Source organism: Dyella japonica A8, from assembly GCF_000725385.1.
Lineage (GTDB): Bacteria > Pseudomonadota > Gammaproteobacteria > Xanthomonadales > Rhodanobacteraceae > Dyella > Dyella japonica_C.
In genome coordinates, this window is record NZ_CP008884.1 from 1,599,759 (window position 1) to 1,617,419 (window position 17,661).

The following is a 17,661-nucleotide window of genomic DNA, read 5'->3' on the forward strand; positions in this document are numbered from 1 at the left end:
GTTGCGCGAGCGGAGGCTCTTGATGGGTATGGGGCGGCGAAAAACACATCGCGTGTCGCGCCGGCCATCGACTATCCCACTCAAGGTTGCTTTCCACATGCGTAATCGTTTGGCCTTCCATATCGCGCTGGCGCTTGGCGCCGGTCTTCCCCTGGCCGCCTTTGCCCAGGCCGCCGCTGCGCCGCATACCACGGCCATTGCCGCCATGCCGCTCTCCAGGGCGCTGGAGAACTTCTCGCACGAGGCGGGCATGCAGGTGGTGTATGGCTCGGACATTCCCGATGCCATCCGCAGCCCCGGCGCCGATGGCGGCGTGGCGCCGGAGCAGCAGCTGCGCCAGCTGCTCGCAGGCACCGGCCTGACCTATCGCTTCGTCACGCCAAACACGGTGTCGATCATCCCGGGAAACGTGGCAGCCAATGCGGGCAATCCGGCCTCCGCTGCGGTGACGACGGCCGGTAACGCCAGCGCTGATCCCGCCAGCGACGCGACGGCCGCGCCGGGCACCAGCAAGAGTGCCAAGGATCTGGACCAGGTGGTGGTTACCGCACGCTCCGGCGTGGACGAGCGGTCCAAGGCGCAGACCAGCTATTCGATCACCACGATCGATGAAGACCGCCTGCGCATGCAAAACCCCACCAGCGTTACCGAAGCGATGAAATCGGTGCCGGGTTTCTGGGTGGAGTCGTCGGGCGGCGAGGCGAGCGGCAACATCCGCGCGCGCGGCATTCCGGTGGACGGCTATGGTTCCGTGAACCTGCTGGAAGACGGCATCCCGGTGCAGCACGACCCGGCGCTGGGTTATCTCAATGCCGACCAGGCGTTCCGCATCGACGAGACCATCGACCACATCGAAGTGGTGCGTGGCGGCCCGTCGTCGATCTTCTATTCCAACGCGCCGGCCGGCGCCATCAACTTCATCCCGCGCCAGGTCGGCGATGCCGCCGAGGGCCTGGTGAAGTACACCGTGGGCAACTACGGCCTCAACCGCCTCGACTTCTGGTACGGCACGCCGGTCGGCGACGGCTGGAAGCTGAGCGCGGGCGGCTTCTATCGCCAGGACAATGGCATCCGCCGGCCCGGCTATACCAACGACCAGGGTGGCCAGCTCCGCGCGACGCTGTCCAAGCAGTTCGAAAACGGCAGCATCAGCTTCGACATCAAGCGCATGGACGACAAGGTGGCGCTGGACCTTGGCATTCCGATGTACCGCAATGCCAGCAGCGATCTGGTGGCCGTGCCGGGCTTCAACGGCAACTACGGCACGCTGGCCGGCCCTGAGACCGAACACGTCAAGATGATTCAGGGCAATGGCAGCCTGTACAACTTCGACAACAGCCTGGGCACCCAGGTGAAGCGCACGCAGTTCACCACCAAGTTCGACTACAACCTGGGCGACGGCTGGAAGATTGCCGAGGACCTGCGCTACAGCGACACCGACACGCAGCGCAATGGCGTGTTTCCGAACGCCGTGCAGACGGTGAGCGACTTCCTCGCCACGGCGAAGAAGCGGCTGGCGCAGTACTACCCGGGCGCGGCCGGCATGCAGCTGCAGTACGTGGACAACGGCCAGGCGTTTGTCCCCAACCAGGGCAACAACGGCCTGGTCATCCTGGGCGGCCTGCGTGGCGTCACCATGCCGATGGACGAGTTCACCAGCAACACGCGGGTGATGCGCAAGTTCGAATTCGGCGACCAGACCCACGACGTCACGCTGGGTTACTACTACGCGCACTTCAACCAGAGCTTTGACCGCTATTCGTCCACCGCCATTCTTACCGCGACGGACAACGCGCGCCTGCTGGACGTGGTGGCGGTGAATGCGGCCGGCAATCCGCTGGGCAAGCTCACCAACGGCGGCATCTACAGCTACGGTTATGAGTGGGCGCACGCCAGCGGCACGTCCAATACCAGCGCGTTCTACCTGTCGGACGAATGGCAGGTCAACGACCAGCTGCGCATCGACGGCGGCGCGCGCTGGGAGCGCGTGAACACCAAGGGCTGGACCGAGGGTTCGCAGACGGTGAACCTGGGCACGCCGCCGACATCGAACATCCTCACCGGCAACGGCCAGTACGTGTCGTATGACCACAGCTTCGACAAGATCGGCTGGACCCTTGGCGCGAACTACCAGTTCAGCGACCACCAGGGCGTGTTCGCGCGCTACACCTCCACCTTCCGCCTGCCGAACCTGAGCTCGTACATCACCTCGCCCACGGCCACGCCGGTCATCCAGACGATGATCCTGCCGGAGATGGGCTACAAGTACAGCAACCGCTACATGGATGCGTACGCCACGCTGTTCTATACCAAGTACAACAACGTCAGCTTCAGCAACTACGTGTTCGATCCGAATACGGGCGTGTCGACGCCGCAGACGGGCTATGCGGATACCAAGACCTACGGCCTGGAGCTGGAAGGCACCTTCTACCCGTCGAAGTATTTCGACGTGCAGTACACGGCCACCGTCCAGGATCCCCAGTACAAGGGCCTGCGCTACACCGTCATCACCAACAATGCGCCGGTGCTGCTCGACTATGACGGCAACCAGCTCATCCGCGTGCCCAAGAACAGCTTCCGCATCGTGCCCGGCGTGAACCTGCTGGACGACAAGCTGCGCCTGCAGATGAGCTACGAGTACGAAGGCCGCCGCTATGTCGACACCGCCAACTCCGTGGTGCTGCCGCAGTACCACACCATCGGCTTCAGTGCCCGCTACCAGATGACGCCGGAGCTGTCGTTCTTCTTCTACGCCGACAACCTCAACAACTCGCTGGGACTGACCGAGGGCAACCCGCGTGCCGGCGAGCTGGCGAGCAGCGATGCGACCAAGAGCGTGTTCATTGCGCGTCCGCTGCTGGGCCGCTCGTTCCGCGCCTCGGTGATGTACCGCTTCTGATGGCGTCTGGTGTCCCGCGTGTCGCTCCGCATGGCGACACGCGGGACGGTGTTACCGTGGAAGGAATCGCGTCATGACTGAATATTCCCGTTGCCCGCCCCGCTTTCTTGCCCTGGTGGCACTGTGGCTGACGATCCTCGGGGTGGCCTGTGCCACCGAGACCGCGCCCGACCTGGTGCTGCGCGGCCGGCTGGACGGCAGCGACAATCACAGCTATCGCGACGTGCCGTTCGATGTGCCGGCAGGCGTCAACCGCATCACCGTGCAGTTCGAATACAGCGGCCGCGAGGAACACACGGCGGTCGACCTGGGGCTGAAGGATCCGGACGGCTTCCATGGCCAGCAGGGGCTGCGCGGCTGGACCGGCGGCAGCAAGCGGCTCTTCACCGTGGGCGCGGTGGATGCCACGCCGTCGTTCTCGCCGGGGCCGATCCAGCCGGGGCGTTGGCACCTGCTGCTGGGTATTCCCAACATACGCGCGGCGTCGACTTCCGACTTCACCGCGAAGATCTGGTTCGGGCATCCGGGTGACCCGGCGTGGCAGCCGGCGGTGCTCCATCCGGCGCTGCGCACGGGGCCGGGCTGGTATCGCGGCGACCTGCACATGCATGGCGCGCACAGCGATGGCAGCTGCAAGAGCGAGAGCGGCGATGCGCGCGTGCCCTGTCCGCTGTCCTTCACGGTGGAAGACGCGGCACGGCGCGGGCTCGACTTCATCGCGCTGAGCGACCACAACGCCGTGTCGCAGGCCAACGACATCCGCGAGCTGCAGCCCTATTACGATCGGCTTCTGCTGATTCCCTCGCGCGAGGTGACCACCTTCCAGGGGCATGGCAACCTGCTGGGCAGCAGCGAGCCGCTGGATTTCCGTCTGGGCAGCAAGGCCGTGCCGGACTGGAACGCACTGCTCACGCAGGCGGCCGGCCTGCATGGCGTGTTCTCCATCAACCATCCGATTCGCCCCAACGACGAGACCTGCATGGGTTGCGGCTGGACGCCCGCGCAACCGGTGGACATGCACCTGGTACAGGCCATCGAGGCGGTGAACGGCATGGATTCGCTCAGCCCGACGTACAGCGGCATCGCGTTCTGGCAGGAACAGCTCGACAAGGGCTTCCACCTCACCGGCATCGGCGGCAGCGACAGCCATGACGTCAAGCTGCCGCTGCCGGCACCGGGTGGCAGCAACCCGATCGGCATCCCGACCACGGTGGTGCATGCGGGCGAATTGTCGATGCAGGCGATCGTCGAAGCCATTCGCGCGGGCCATGTCTACATCGACACGCAAGGCAAGCCGGGTTCGGCCTTTGATTTCGCCGCCACGGCAGGCGACCGCACGGTGGAGATGGGTGACACGCTGCCCGCGCCGCGTAACAGCACCGTGCGGGTCGCCATCCACGTCAAGGGCATGGCCGGCGCACATGGGGAGATCATCGTCGACGGCCATCTCGTCAAACCCAAGGCGGACCTGGCCATTCGTGACGCTGAGCAGTCCCTGTCATTCGACTGGCCATCGGATGGCCGCAGGCACTGGCTCCGCGCCAATGTGCGCGCGGCGGACGGGACACTGCTGATCGTGGGCAATCCGGTCTATCTCAACGACTGAGGTTGCGTCGACGGGCAACCTCTGCCAGCTTTCAGGGAAGAAACCCGTCCACGATCCCGCCGACATGAAGCTTCTGGCCATCTCCGGCAGCGCACGCCATGACTCCACCAACACCGCCCTGCTGAGGGCGATGAAGCGCCTTGCACCCGAGGGTGTGGAGGTATCCGTCTTCCATCGCCTGGACAGCTTGCCGGTCTTCTCGCCGGATGCCGAGGGAGAACGAACACCGGTGGCGGTGCTTCGGTTCCTGGAACGGGTGGCCCAGGCCGATGGCATCATCATTTCCAGCCCGGAGTATGTGCGCGCGATTCCCGGCGGCATGAAGAACGCCATCGACTGGATGGTGTCGCGCCTGGAGGTCATCGGCAAACCCATCGCGCTCGCCCATGCATCCCATCGTGGGGACGAGATGCTGGCGTCGTTGCGCACCGTGCTTGCCACCGTCAGCGATGGTTTCCTGAGTCAGGTGTTCCTGCGTACTCCCCTGGTCGGCAAGTCGCCGGCCGAGGTGGACGTGATGATGAGCGAGCCTGACCAGGCCGCGCAGGTCATCGGATTCCTGTCGGAGCTTGCAACGGCCATCCGTGCAGGCTAGCGCTTTGTCGAAGGTATAGGCGGCGGTTATATCCGCGCGCCGTTGGCCGCGTCATGTCGTGCCTGTGGCGGCCGTTTTCACTCTCTCCTCACGCCATCACGCTCGCCTGAGCGATGTGCTCGCCGGTGTCGCCGCATTTGGGCACCGTAATTTTGCCTAGCACATATACGTAGTCTCTCGAATTGTCAGGGCCACCCAAATCCGCGACGGTTAAGACCGTCGCTCATTGCGGGCATTGGCCTGCATTGATGTGGGGCGTTGGATGTGCCCTGCGACGAGCCGAACGGGTCGGCACGACAGGCTGCGTCGGTCGAGGCGACCGGATCGAATCACCGGGGATTGCGTGAATGCATGTAGCGAGTCGATCTGACGCTGTCAGCGCCATGCCGGGACATCGGTGGCGCAGCCGTTGGGCTGCGTTGTGCATGTTCGGTGCGCTGGTGTGGGCTCAGACTTGCATGGCGGCGCAGGATGCGTTGCCCTCCTGGAACGATGGGGCCAGCAGGCAGCAGATCGAAAGTTTCGTCAGGAAAGTCACGACGCCGGGATCCCCCGACTACGTAGAGCCGGCCAAACGCATCGCCGTGTTCGACAACGACGGCACCTTGTGGACCGAGCAGCCGGTGTATGCCGAGGTGTTCTTCGCGCTGGACCAGGTCAAGGCGCAGTCGCCCCAGCACCCCGAATGGAAAACCACCGAGCCGTTCAAGTCCGCGCTCGCGGGCGACATGAAGGGGCTCGCCGCCACCGGCGAGAAAGGCGCCCTCGAGTTGGTGGCGGCTACCCACGCCGGCATGACCACCGACGAATTCGCCCGTCGCGTCAACCAATGGGTATCTACCGCACGCCATCCGAAGACGCACCGCGTCTTCACCGAGATGGTCTACCAGCCCATGCTGGAACTGCTGCACTACCTGCGCGACAACGGCTTCAAGATCTACATCGTGTCCGGCGGCGGGCAGGACTTCATGCGCGCCTGGGCCGAGGCGGTGTACGGCATTCCACCGGAACAGGTGATCGGCAGCGAAGGCGAACTCACCTACGAGTGGCGGGATGGCCAGCCGGTGCTCCTGAAGCAGCCCAAGGTCGCCCTCGTGGATGACCACGCCGGCAAGCCGGTGGGCATCGAGCGCTTTATCGGCCGCAAGCCCATCTTCGCCTTCGGCAACTCCGACGGCGACCAGCAGATGCTCGAGTGGACGATGTCCGGCGACGGCGCGCGCTTTGCCGGTCTTGTTCATCACACCGATGCCGATCGCGAATACGCCTACGACCGCCAGTCGAAGGTAGGCACGCTGGACAAGGCGCTGGACGAAGCCGGTGCCAAGGGTTGGACCGTGGTGGACATGAAGAAAGAGTGGAAGGTGATCTACCCGGCAGAAAGGCAGTAACGCAAGACGACGGAGTCGTCCCTGGGCGCCGTTGAGGATTGAGTGAAGCAATGACCGGTGGCTGCCCCGAGCAGTCGTGCATAGAAGGAGGACTCCCCATGTTTCGCCCGTGGCAGCGCAGTACCTTGCTGAAATCACTGACTACCGTCGTCACGACAGCCTTGCTCGTCGTGGCTGCGGTGACCATCCAACCCCCTGTCGTCAAAGCACAGCCAGCGCAGGATTCGCAGGAGCAGTCATCCGACAACGGAAAGCCGAACATCCTCGTCATCTTTGGCGATGACGTGGGCATCTCGAACCTGAGCGCCTACGGTATGGGCGTGGTCGGCTACCGCACGCCGAACATCGACCGCATCGCCCGCGAGGGCATGCTCTTCACCGACTACTACGGTGAAAACAGCTGTACGGCAGGTCGTTCGACCTTCATCACGGGCCAGACGGTGCTGCGTACCGGCCTGTCCAAGGTGGGCATGCCCGGCGCGAAGGCGGGCCTGCAGGATCGTGACGTGACGATTGCTCAAGCGCTCAAGGGCATGGGCTATGCCACGGGTCAGTTCGGCAAGAACCATCTGGGTGATCGTGATGAGTACCTGCCGACCAAGCACGGCTTTGACGAGTATTTCGGCAATCTGTATCACCTCAATGCCGAGGAAGAGCCCGAGCGCCCGTACTGGCCGTCGAATGATCCGGCCTTCCTGAAGGTCTATAACCCGCGCGGCGTGATTCACTCCTTCGCCGACGGCAAGGTTCAGGATACCGGTCCGCTGAACGTCAAGCGCATGGAAACGATTGACGATGAGACCACGGGTGCCGCGATTGGCTACATCCAGAAGCAGGCACAGGCCAAGCAACCTTTCTTTGTGTGGATGAACTTCACGCGCATGCATATGTTCACGCACGTGCGGCCGGAGTACGAAGGCAAGGGTGGCCTGGGCAAGGGCCATAACTATGCCGATGGCATGTGGGAGATGGACCAGAACGTCGGCAAGCTGCTGAAGACGCTGGACGATGCGGGCATCACCAAGAACACCATCGTGATCTTCACCACCGACAACGGTCCCAACTTCTTCAGCTGGCCGGACGCGGCGAACTCGCCGTTCCGCAGCGAGAAAGACTCGAACTGGGAAGGTGCCTTCCGCGTACCGGCCATGATCCGCTGGCCGGGTCATATCCGTCCCAACACGGTAAGCAATGCGCTGATCTCCGGCCTGGACTGGTTTCCCACCCTGGTGGCGGCCGCAGGCGATAGCGACATCGCGAACAAGCTGCTGAAGGGCACCAGCATCGGTGGTAAGACGTTCAAGGTCCATCTGGACGGGTACAACTTCCTGCCCTACCTGACGGGTAAGACCAATACCAGTCCCCGCAATGAGTTCTTCTATTTCGACGACGATGCCCAGTTGGTAGCTGTTCGTTGGGATCCGATGGAGCCGGGTGGCGTCCGCCCCGATGCCTGGAAGGACGTATTCTGCGAACAGCGGGCACCGGGCAGCTTGCAGATTTGGTCTGAACCCTTCACCTGCCTGCGTCTGCCCAAGCTCTACAACTTGCGCATGGATCCCTATGAGCGAGCGGATATCGGTCAGACAAACGGCTACTACCAGTGGATGACCGAGAACGCTTACGTGGTCATCGAGGGCAATATGCGTGCGGCACGATTCCTTCAGACCTTCAAGGACTATCCGCCGAGCCAGACGCCGGATTCCTTCACCATCGACAAGGCCGTTGAGCAGCTGAAGATGCAGCTGCAGAAGGAAGGTAAGTAGGAGCGAGCAGGTGTGCGGCATGGATGCCGCTGGTGAGGAGAAAGACGGGCGCCAGCCGTTGTACACGGCTGGCGCTTTTCTTTGGTGGGTCGTGATGAAGACGTGGTCACGTTCACCATCGCCAAGGGCGTTGTCGCTCTGCCGTTTTCATGGCAGGAGAGGCCGGTCGCACAGGAAAGGGATTGCTTGCGAAGGGCAGACGACGTCTTCGCTATTCGCTGCGGTGCTGTCTGAGATCATTCTTACTTAAGTAGCGTATCGCGCGCTGTTTCATCCCTATACTCGGATACATCCAGCCTTGCGCGAGAACCATGCACGTCATGAAGCCTCCCCGTGTTGGACAACATGCTTTCGTCGCCGAGCCCGCCGTGTCGTCGACAACGGGTGGGGCCGCTGCGCTGCTCTTCGGTTCGGGCGCAGCATCGCTGGTGTACCAGTTGCTCTGGATCAAACAGCTTTCGCTGGTGGTCGGCGTCGAGGTCTACGCCGTCACCGTTGCCGTCAGTGCATTCTTCGGAGGACTCGCCATCGGTGGCGCCTGGTTCGGCCGCAGGGCTGACGAGATAGCGCACCCGTTGCGGCTTTATGCCTGGCTGGAAGGCGGTGTCGCGTTGCTGGCCGTCATGGCGACCGTGTTGCTGGCGCATAGCGCCGCGCTGTTCGCGCAGCTTGAGCTGCATGTCGGCTGGCTGGCCTGGTTGCTGCCTTTTGCGCTGGTCGGCGCGCCGGCGATAGCCATGGGTGGCACCTTGCCGGTGCTGGTGCGTGCCACCGCGCGCCACAGCGTGGCGGCGGCCGGCGGCCGGCTCTACGCGGCCAATACGGCCGGCGCCATCGCCGGTGTGCTGCTCGCGCCCTTCGTGCTCCTGCCAGCGCTTGGCGTGTTGGGTTCGGCGTTGGCGGCCGCGGCCATCAATGGGCTGGTGGCGGTGGTGGCGCTGGCGCTGGATCGGCGGCGCCCGTCCGCCACGCCATCGGTGACGGCCGAAACCGCGTTGCCGCTGCGTTCCGCGCGGCTGGCGCTGAGCTTGTACGCCATCGCCGGTGGCATCGCGTTGGGCTACGAGGTGATCTGGTCGCAGACCGTCGTACAGTTCATGAGCACGCGCGCGTTCGCGTTCGCCATGATGCTGGCGGTCTACCTGCTGGGTTTGATGGCGGGCAGTGCAATCTATGCGCGCTTCGCCGATCGGGTACGCAACGCGTGGGCTGCCTTCGGCGTCCTGATTGCATTGGCCGGCCTGGTCGCCTTGCTGCAGGTTGGCTTGCTCGGTGCCTGGTTGCCGGCTCTGCAGGCGACGCTGGCCGAGGTCGCTACCTCGCTCACGGGGAGTCGGCTGGTGGCCATGTGCACACGCTTCGCGGTGGCGGCTGCCGCGCTGGTGTTGCTGCCGACCTTGTTGCTCGGCGCTGCGTTTCCCGCCGTGCTCCGCCTGTCGGCGCAGCCGGAGCGCAGTGGTCGTGGCATCGGCTTGGCGGTGGCGCTCAATACCCTGGGTGGCATCGCGGGTACGGCCTTGACCGGTTTCGTGCTGGTGCCGGCGTTCGGACTGGTGCGGTCGCTGGCGCTGCTGGCCTTGGCGGCCGGCGTGGTGGGCCTGATGGCCGCGTTTGCCGGTACCGGCTCGCGTGGACGTTCGCGCTGGGCCGTCGTGGGCGTCTGCCTTGGCACGTTGGCGGTGGCGGTGCTCATGCCGCCGCAGAAGATGGCGCAGCTGCTGGCCCAGGCGCGCGGCGGCGATATCACGTTCTATCAGGAAAGCCGCGGCGGCACCGTGGCCGTGCTGGCACAGGGGCAGGGGAACAACCGCTTCCATCGCCTGTATATCCAGGGCGTGTCCAACTCGGGCGACACCTTGCCGTCGCAACGTTATATGCGTCTGCAGGCACTGTTGCCGCTCCTCATCCATCGCGGCGAGCCGCGCTCGGCCTTGGTGATCGGGTTCGGCACGGGCATTACGGCCGGTGCGCTGTCGCAGTATCCGGGGCTGACGACGCGTGTGTGCGCGGAATTGCTGCCTGCGGTCGTGCAGGCGCATGCGCAGTTCAACGGCAACTATGGTGCGGGCGCTGATCCCGGGCTTGAGGTCCGCCTGCGTGACGGCCGCCGTGAACTGCTGGCGAGCGGGCAGGCCTACGACATGATTACGCTGGAGCCACCACCGCCCTCGGCGGCCGGCGTGGTCAACCTCTATTCCCGCGACTTCTACCAGCTGGCCGCAAAACGCCTTGCACCGGGAGGCCTGTTGGCGCAATGGCTGCCTCTGCCGACGCAGAACGACGAGGATTCGCGCGCCATGGTGCGTGCCTTCCTCGATGCGTTCCCCCACGCCACGCTGTGGACCACCGAGCTGCATGAAATGCTGCTGGTCGGCTCCCTTGACCCCATCGAACTGGACGCGACGCAGATCGCGCAACGCTTCAACCAGCCGTCTGTCGCCCGTGCGCTTGGCGAGGTCGGCGTGGGCTCGCCCGAAGCGCTGCTCGCCACCTGGGTGACCGATCGCGCCGGACTCGAGCGTTACGCGGGCGACACCCCGCCGGTGACCGACGATCGTCCGAGCATCGAATACGCCACCTGGGTGCGGCGCAACGAACTGGTGCGCGTACTGCCCGAGCTGGTGAGGCTGCGTGTCGAGCCGCCGCTGCACGGCGCGAACCCGGAACTGATCGAAGCCATGCGCCGCCAACGCGATGTGCTGTTCACCTTCTACGCCGCGGGCCTGGCCGCCTATCAGGGTGATCGCGACCAGTGGTCCGAGGCCATGGGCATGGTCATGCAGGCCGATGGCCAGAACCCTTATTACCGATGGATCGCCGGCGATGCTCAGTAATGCGCGCCAGGCAAGGGAGCCGGGAGGACCGATGAACGCCAGAGAGGCCGTTTCAACCCTGCAGACGCAGATGGAAACATCCATCATCGGGCAGCGCGACCTGATCCGTCAGATGATCGTGGGCCTGCTGGCCAACGGACACCTGTTGCTGGAAAGCCTGCCCGGCCTCGCCAAGACCCGCGCGGTGAAGAGCATGGCCAGGCATCTGGACACCGAAATGCGCCGCATCCAGTTCACGCCCGACCTGCTCCCGTCGGACATCACCGGCACCGAAGTGCTGCATCAGCAGGGCGGGCAGAACGTCTTCCAGTTCCAGCCGGGGCCCATCTTCGGCAACGTCATTCTGGCCGACGAGATCAACCGTGCGCCGGCCAAGGTGCAGGCCGCGTTGCTCGAAGCCATGGAGGAGCGGCAGATCACCGTGGCGGGCACCACGCACAAGATGTCCGACCTGTTCATCGTGATGGCGACGCAGAACCCCATCGAGCAGGAGGGCACCTACCCCTTGCCTGAGGCGCAGCTCGACCGCTTCCTGCTGAAGGTGCTGGTGGATTATCCCGACCGCGACAGCGAGATCGGCGTGCTCGAACTGGTGCGCAGCGAAGAGGTGGGCGGTCCGTCCGGGAGCGCTGGCGCATCCACGCAGCGCATCGAGCCCGCCAGCATCTTCGCGGCACGGGGCGAGATCCACGGCGTGCACGTGGCGCCAGCCATCGAGCAATACATCATGGCCCTGGTCGACGCCACGCGACACGCGGACCGCTACGACACGACGCTGGCGACATGGATCCAGATCGGCTCCAGCCCCCGTGGCGGCATCGCGCTGGAGCGCACCGCGCGCGTCCATGCATGGCTGGAAGGCCGTGACCACGTCACGCCGGACGACGTGCGCGCCATGGTTCATCCCGTGCTTCGTCACCGCATCATGCTTTCCTATGACGCCAGCGCCGAGGGTGTTCGTGCCGATCAGGTGATCGACAGGATTCTGGAACGGGTCGCCGTGCCGGCCTGAGGTGGCGAATGAGCACGGTGAAAGCCAGTGACATCGGCACGGTCTACGTCACTCCCGCGCATCTGGCGCGCATGGAGTACGACGCGCGTCGCCTGCGGGCCACGCCGCATCGCCCCCACCACAGCGTGCTCGCGGGCCGGCATGCGTCGCGCCTGCGCGGGCGCGGACTGAATTTCGAGGAAATACGGGCCTACGTGCCGGGCGACGACATCCGCCATCTCGACTGGAAGGTTTCCCTGCGCGTGGGACATGCCATGGTGCGGTCGTACACCGAGGAGCGCGACCGGCCCGCGTTGTTCGTGGTGGATCAGCGCATGTCGATGTTCTATGGCACCCGTCGCGCGATGAAGTCGGTGGTGGCGGCGGAAGTTGCCGCGCTGGGCGCCTGGATGAGTTTCCAGGCGGGTGACCGTGCGGGCGCCGTGGTGTTCGACGACAGCCAGATCCACAGCGTGCGTGCGCGCCGCAGCCGCTCCAGCGTGCAAGCGGTGCTGGGCGCATTGGCGCAGAGCAATCAGGCGTTGCGCGCCGACAGCCCCGCGCGCATCAATCCCGCGCAGCTGGATGGAGCGCTGCGTGCGGCCTTGCATCTGGCAACCCATGACTACCTGGTCTGCATCGTGAGCGATTTTCTTGGTGCGGACGAACAGACCCTGCAGCTCATCCGCGAGCTGGCGACGCACAACGATGTCGTCGCCGTGCTGGTGTTCGATCCCTCGGCGCGCGCCGTGCCCGACAACGGCAAGATCGTGGTGACCGAGGGCGAGTTGCAGGTCGAGCTGGATTTCGGTCGCAAGACCATTCGCGAGCCGCTCAGCGCCATGTTCGACCAGCGCCTGCAGCAGACGGTGGCACTGGTGCAGCGCTGCGGCGTGCCCACGCTGGCCATCGATACCGAACAGCCCACCTTGCTGCAGATGGCGCGCATGCTCGGTCACTTCGCGCAGATGCGGGGCTAGGCGCATGCTTTGGCTTGCCGAGCCCGCCAAGATGGCGTCCATCGCCGATCTCAGGGACATTCCCGCGCCGCCGCCGGTTTCCTGGATGCCGCAGACCGCGGGTTGGTGGGTCGTCGGGGGCGTCCTCCTGGCGGGGCTTCTGGTCTTCCTGTTCCTGCGCTGGCGCGCCTGGCGACGCAACCGCTATCGCCGTGAGGCACGCGCCGAGCTGGCCGCCATCGAGCAGGCCATGGCCGATCCCGCCACCCGTGCGGCGGCGCTGATGGCCATCCCGGCACTGGTGAAACGGACCGTGCTTGCCTGGGCGCCACGGGCACAGGTGGGGCCGATGAGCGGCGAGGCGTGGCTGCGTTATCTGGACCGTACCTATCCCGCGGGTGGCTTCTCGCAGGGACCGGGCCGACAGCTCGATGAGCTGGCCTATGGGCAGGGCACGATCGCCCATGACGAGCTGGCGTCGCTCATGGCCTTGCTGCACCAATGGATCGACGGCCATGTTGCAGCTTGAGTATCCCTGGCTGCTGGTCGTGCTGCCCTTGCCGCTGTTGGTGTGGTGGCTGCTGCCGCCCTACGGGGAGCGCACGCGCGCGGTTCGCGTGCCTTTCTTCGACGAACTCGCCGAAGCGACGGGGCAGAAGCCGGCGCGCGGAGCGGTCGTGCTGCGAGGCAATTGGTTGCGCCGCGTGCTGGCGCCGCTGTGCTGGGCGCTGGTGGTGCTTGCGCTGGCAGGCCCCCAGCGACTGGAGCCGCCGGTTGAACGTACCGAGGCGGCGCGCGATCTGCTGCTCGCCATCGATCTCTCCGGATCCATGGCCACGCCGGACTTCCTCGATCCGCAGGGCCAGTGTATTTCCCGCCTGGACGCGGTGAAAGGTGTCGTGGACGATTTCATCGGACGCCGCGCCACCGACCGCATCGGGCTCATCGTCTTCGGCACCAACGCTTTTCCCCAGGCGCCGCTGACGCTGGACCACGTGGCCGTGCGCGAGCTGCTGGAAGAACTGCGTGTGGGCATGGCGGGCGAGCAGACCGCCATTGGCGACGCCATCGGCGTGGCGGTGAAGATGACCGCGCACTCGCAGCAACGCGAGCGCGTGCTGATCCTGTTGACCGACGGCAACGATACCGCCGGCCGGATTCCCGCGGGCACGGCCGCTGATATCGCCAAGGCCAACCATATCGTCATCCATACCATCGGCATCGGCGATCCGAACGCCAAGGGCGAGAACCGGGTGGACCTGGATGCGCTCGAGCGCATTGCCGCGGCCACCGGCGGGCGCAGTTTTCGCGGCGAAAACCGCGAGCAGCTGGCCGACATCTATGCCTTGCTCGACCGCATGACGCCCAGCAAGGTGAAGCACTCGGTCTACCGGCCCAAGGTCAAGCTGTACTACCTGCCGCTGGGCGCGGCCTTGCTGCTGATGGTCGTCTATCACCTGCTGATGCTCGGCGTTTTCGCGCCCCTCACGCGCAAGCGTGTTGGCGCATCGGTGTCGCCTGAGCCATCGGAGGGCTGAGCGATGGATCAGGGCTTCCACTTCATCCGTCCGCTGTGGCTGCTGCTGTTGCCGCTCGGTCCGCTGCTGCTGTGGTGGTGGCAGCGGCGCAACGACCCGCTGCAACGCTGGAAGGGCATGATCGCGCCGCATCTGCTGGCCCATCTGGTGGTGGGCGACAGTGAGCACTGGCGGCCGCGACCCATCCACCTCGTTTGCGCCGTCATCGTCGTCGGCAGCATCGCCTGTGCCGGACCGACGTGGGAGCGCGAGTCGCCGCCGTTCGCCGAGGACCGGGCGCCGATGATGGTGGCCATGGACTTGTCGCCGGCCATGAATGCCATGGATGTTTCGCCGACGCGGCTGGAGCGTGCGAAGCAAAAGGTGCGTGACCTGATGGCATTGCGGGTGGGCGGGCGCACCGGCCTCATCGTGTACACCAACACCGCGCATATGGTGTTGCCGCCCACGGACGATGCCGGCCTGATGGAGATGTTTCTTTCGGCACTGAGCACCGACCTGCTGCCGGCCAAGGGGCTCAACGCAGGTGCCGCGCTGACACTGGCCGACCGGTTGCTGGACGCCGAGCACGACCCTGGCACCATCGTGTTCTTCACCAGTGGATTCGACGACACGCAGATTCCCGCGTTTGTCGCGCATCGCCAGCATTCGCGGCAACAGGTGCTGATGCTTGCCGTGGGTACCACCAGGGGTGGCCCCCTGCGCACGGCCCATGGCGGCGAGCAGACCGGGGAGGACGGCTCCCCGGTGGTGGCCAAGCTCGACGACAAGGCACTGCAGCGCCTCGCGTCGCAGGCGCATATTCCGCTGGCGAGCATCACCACGAACAACGCCGACATGCAGTGGGTGCAGCGCGAGGCTGTGCATCACCTGCAGATCGTCAACGACAAGTCGTCCGTGCACTGGAAGGAGTATGGCTATTACCTGTGCTACCCGCTGGTGTTGTTGGCCCTGCTCTGGTTCCGCCGTGGCTGGATGGTGCGATGGGTCTTCGTGCTCGGCTTCGCCGGGCTGGGCGCGTTGCCGACGCCGGCGGCCGCGGCAGACGGGCATGTGGCGGACTGGTTCTTCACGCCGGACCAGCAGGGGCGCTGGTACTACGAACACCGGGATTTCGGCCGCGCCGCGGAACATTTCCAGAACCCTTACTGGAAAGGCTGGGCCCTGTACCAGCACGGGCGCTACGACGAGGCACAGAAGGTCTTCGACACCCTGCCGGGGCCGGACGCGAAGTTGATGTCGGGCAACAGCTATGCGCGCCAGTTCGAATACCAGGAGGCCATCGACGCCTATAACGAAGCGCTGCGCATGCGTCACCCGTTTCCCGAGGCGGAAGCCAACCTGCGCCTGATGGTCAAGCTGATGAAGCAGCGGGCGGAGGTGCCACCGGAAACCGAAGACGACGACACCAAGCCCGACAAAATCAAGAAAGACAAGGAAGGCAATAAGGGCAACAAGATGGACCAGGTCATGGGCCAGCGACCCATCCAGCTGCCGGCGGATGTATGGATGCGCAACCTGAGCGTGTCGCCCGCCGAGTTCCTGCGTACCAAGTTCAGTATCGAGAACGGCACATCGGCGCCACCTGTGCCGGCACCCGCGACAAGTTCGCCGGAGCCATCGCCATGAAAACGTGGTGGTGGTGCCTGCTGTGGCTGTGCGCGGTCGCCGTCCATGCCGACGAGCCCGCGCCGCCCGCGCCACCCATCCAGGTGCGCGTGCATCAGGAGCCACCCGGCACGCTGATGCAGGGCGAGACCACGCGCATCGTGGTGGACATGCTGACACCGGATTTCTTCACTGATGCGCCGGTACTGCCCGAGTTGCATGTGGACGGCGCTTATCTGTCGCTTTCCGATGAAACGCCCGGGCACCTGGTGGAGACCATCGCCGGGCAGAGTTGGTCCGGGGTGTCGCGCACCTACCTCATCACGCCGTTGATGTCCGGCCCGATGGAGATCCCCTCCTTCGAAATCACCGCGCACCTGGGCGCGCAGCGCACCCCCGTCGCCGTACAGACCCAGCCGCTGGCGCTGCAGGTACAGCCGCTGGTATTGCCTGCCGGCGTGACGGACGCCCTGATCGCCGGCTCGCTGAAGATCACGCAGACCGTCACGCCGCAGGACGGCAGCCTGCATGTGGGCGATACGGTGACGCGCCGCGTCGAGATCGCCGCCGAAGGTACGCCCGCGATGATGTTGCCGCCCACCGTCTTCGCGCCGGTGGGTGGGCTTACCTTGTATGCGGCATCGCCGATCGTGCGCGACGCCGTGGACAATCACGGTGGCTTCGTCGGCGGCAATCGCGTGGATACCGCCAGCTACGTCGTCGACCGCCGGGGCCGCTATACCCTGCCGCCCGTGACCGTGCGCTGGATGGACAGCCGCACGCGCGAATGGCGCGAAAGCACCGTGCCGGCCGTCCATTTCCATGCATGGTGGGGCGGCACGGACAAACCGCGCTTCGCCTTGCCGCAGCGTGGCTTCATGCCGAGGCTGATCGAGTGGCTGTCCAGCGATGCCGGGCTCGGCGTTCTCGTGTTGGCTGGCCTGGCGTGGCTCAGCTGGCGCTTTCGAGATTCGTGGCAACGGCTTTGGCAGCAAGGGAAGGCGTGGCGTTACCGGCATCGTCAATCCGAGGCGGTCGCGTTCCGTGCCGTCGCCCGCCAGCGCCGCGCCACGTCGGCGGCGATATTGGCCGAAGCGGTCGATGCGTGGGTGCGGCGTGCGGCGGACCATGGCGCGCCGGCCAGCGTGGCGGGCTGGGCAGTGCATTATGGCGATGCCTCGCTGCAGGCGCATTGGAACGCATTGCAGGATGCACTGTACGGGCAGGGTGCATCGACATGGTCGGCGCCCGCTCTCGTCGATGCACTTGCATCCGCACGGCGAAGGTGGAAGCGTGGTTCGCGGCGTTGGCAGCGCCGTCCCGCGCTGCCGCCGCTGAACCCCGCGCCGTGACCAGTAATGGCGGGACATTCACGAACCCATCGCATGCGCCGGCTAACATGCCCCCGCGCGAACGAAAAAAACAGCGTCCCAGGAAGGGACGCATGACATTCATGCCGTAGGAATGGGGGAGA

General features: G+C 65.3%; 12 protein-coding genes. All 12 read left to right on the top strand.

What is annotated here, in order from left to right:
• The first annotated feature begins 97 nt into the window (after window positions 1–97).
• The 12 genes from HY57_RS06610 to HY57_RS06665 all read left to right on the top strand — a co-directional run bounded on the left by HY57_RS06610 (window position 98) and on the right by HY57_RS06665 (window position 17,539).
• Entirely contained in the window at window positions 98–2,899 is a 2,802-nt protein-coding gene (locus HY57_RS06610) for a TonB-dependent receptor domain-containing protein (protein ID WP_200873905.1), read from the top strand.
• Window positions 2,900–2,972: 73 nt separating this feature from the next.
• Window positions 2,973–4,505, top strand: coding sequence for a CehA/McbA family metallohydrolase (locus HY57_RS06615; protein ID WP_019465398.1), 1,533 nt, complete (start codon window positions 2,973–2,975; stop codon window positions 4,503–4,505).
• A gap of 64 nt (window positions 4,506–4,569) precedes the next feature.
• Window positions 4,570–5,100 (top strand): NADPH-dependent FMN reductase, encoded by a 531-nt coding sequence (locus HY57_RS06620; protein ID WP_019465397.1) that lies wholly within the window; start codon window positions 4,570–4,572, stop codon window positions 5,098–5,100.
• 458 nt (window positions 5,101–5,558) lie between these two features.
• On the top strand, window positions 5,559–6,491 hold the full coding sequence (locus HY57_RS06625; protein WP_200873906.1) for an HAD family hydrolase: 933 nt from the start codon (window positions 5,559–5,561) through the stop codon (window positions 6,489–6,491).
• 98 nt (window positions 6,492–6,589) lie between these two features.
• Window positions 6,590–8,257: an arylsulfatase gene (locus tag HY57_RS06630; protein ID WP_019465395.1), complete on the top strand. Its 1,668-nt coding sequence runs from the start codon at window positions 6,590–6,592 to the stop codon at window positions 8,255–8,257.
• A gap of 368 nt (window positions 8,258–8,625) precedes the next feature.
• Window positions 8,626–11,091, top strand: coding sequence for a fused MFS/spermidine synthase (locus HY57_RS06635; RefSeq protein WP_200873907.1), 2,466 nt, complete (start codon window positions 8,626–8,628; stop codon window positions 11,089–11,091).
• A 31-nt stretch (window positions 11,092–11,122) separates the two neighbouring features.
• Window positions 11,123–12,103, top strand: a complete 981-nt coding sequence (locus HY57_RS06640) for an AAA family ATPase (RefSeq protein ID WP_026033947.1) — start codon at window positions 11,123–11,125, stop codon at window positions 12,101–12,103.
• A gap of 8 nt (window positions 12,104–12,111) precedes the next feature.
• Window positions 12,112–13,062: a DUF58 domain-containing protein gene (locus tag HY57_RS06645; protein WP_019465392.1), complete on the top strand. Its 951-nt coding sequence runs from the start codon at window positions 12,112–12,114 to the stop codon at window positions 13,060–13,062.
• Window positions 13,063–13,066: 4 nt separating this feature from the next.
• Complete coding sequence (locus HY57_RS06650) at window positions 13,067–13,570, top strand: DUF4381 domain-containing protein (protein ID WP_019465391.1); 504 nt, start codon at window positions 13,067–13,069, stop codon at window positions 13,568–13,570.
• The gene (locus HY57_RS06655) at window positions 13,557–14,579 is read left to right on the top strand and encodes a vWA domain-containing protein (RefSeq protein ID WP_019465390.1); all 1,023 of its coding nucleotides are present in this window, start codon (window positions 13,557–13,559) and stop codon (window positions 14,577–14,579) included. Before HY57_RS06650 ends, HY57_RS06655 begins: the two co-directional genes overlap by 14 nt.
• A 3-nt stretch (window positions 14,580–14,582) precedes the next feature.
• On the top strand, window positions 14,583–16,208 hold the full coding sequence (locus HY57_RS06660; RefSeq protein WP_019465389.1) for a VWA domain-containing protein: 1,626 nt from the start codon (window positions 14,583–14,585) through the stop codon (window positions 16,206–16,208).
• Complete coding sequence (locus HY57_RS06665) at window positions 16,205–17,539, top strand: BatD family protein (RefSeq protein ID WP_019465388.1); 1,335 nt, start codon at window positions 16,205–16,207, stop codon at window positions 17,537–17,539. The genes HY57_RS06660 and HY57_RS06665 overlap by 4 nt, the downstream gene beginning before the upstream one ends.
• The last annotated feature ends 122 nt before the right edge of the window (window positions 17,540–17,661 follow it).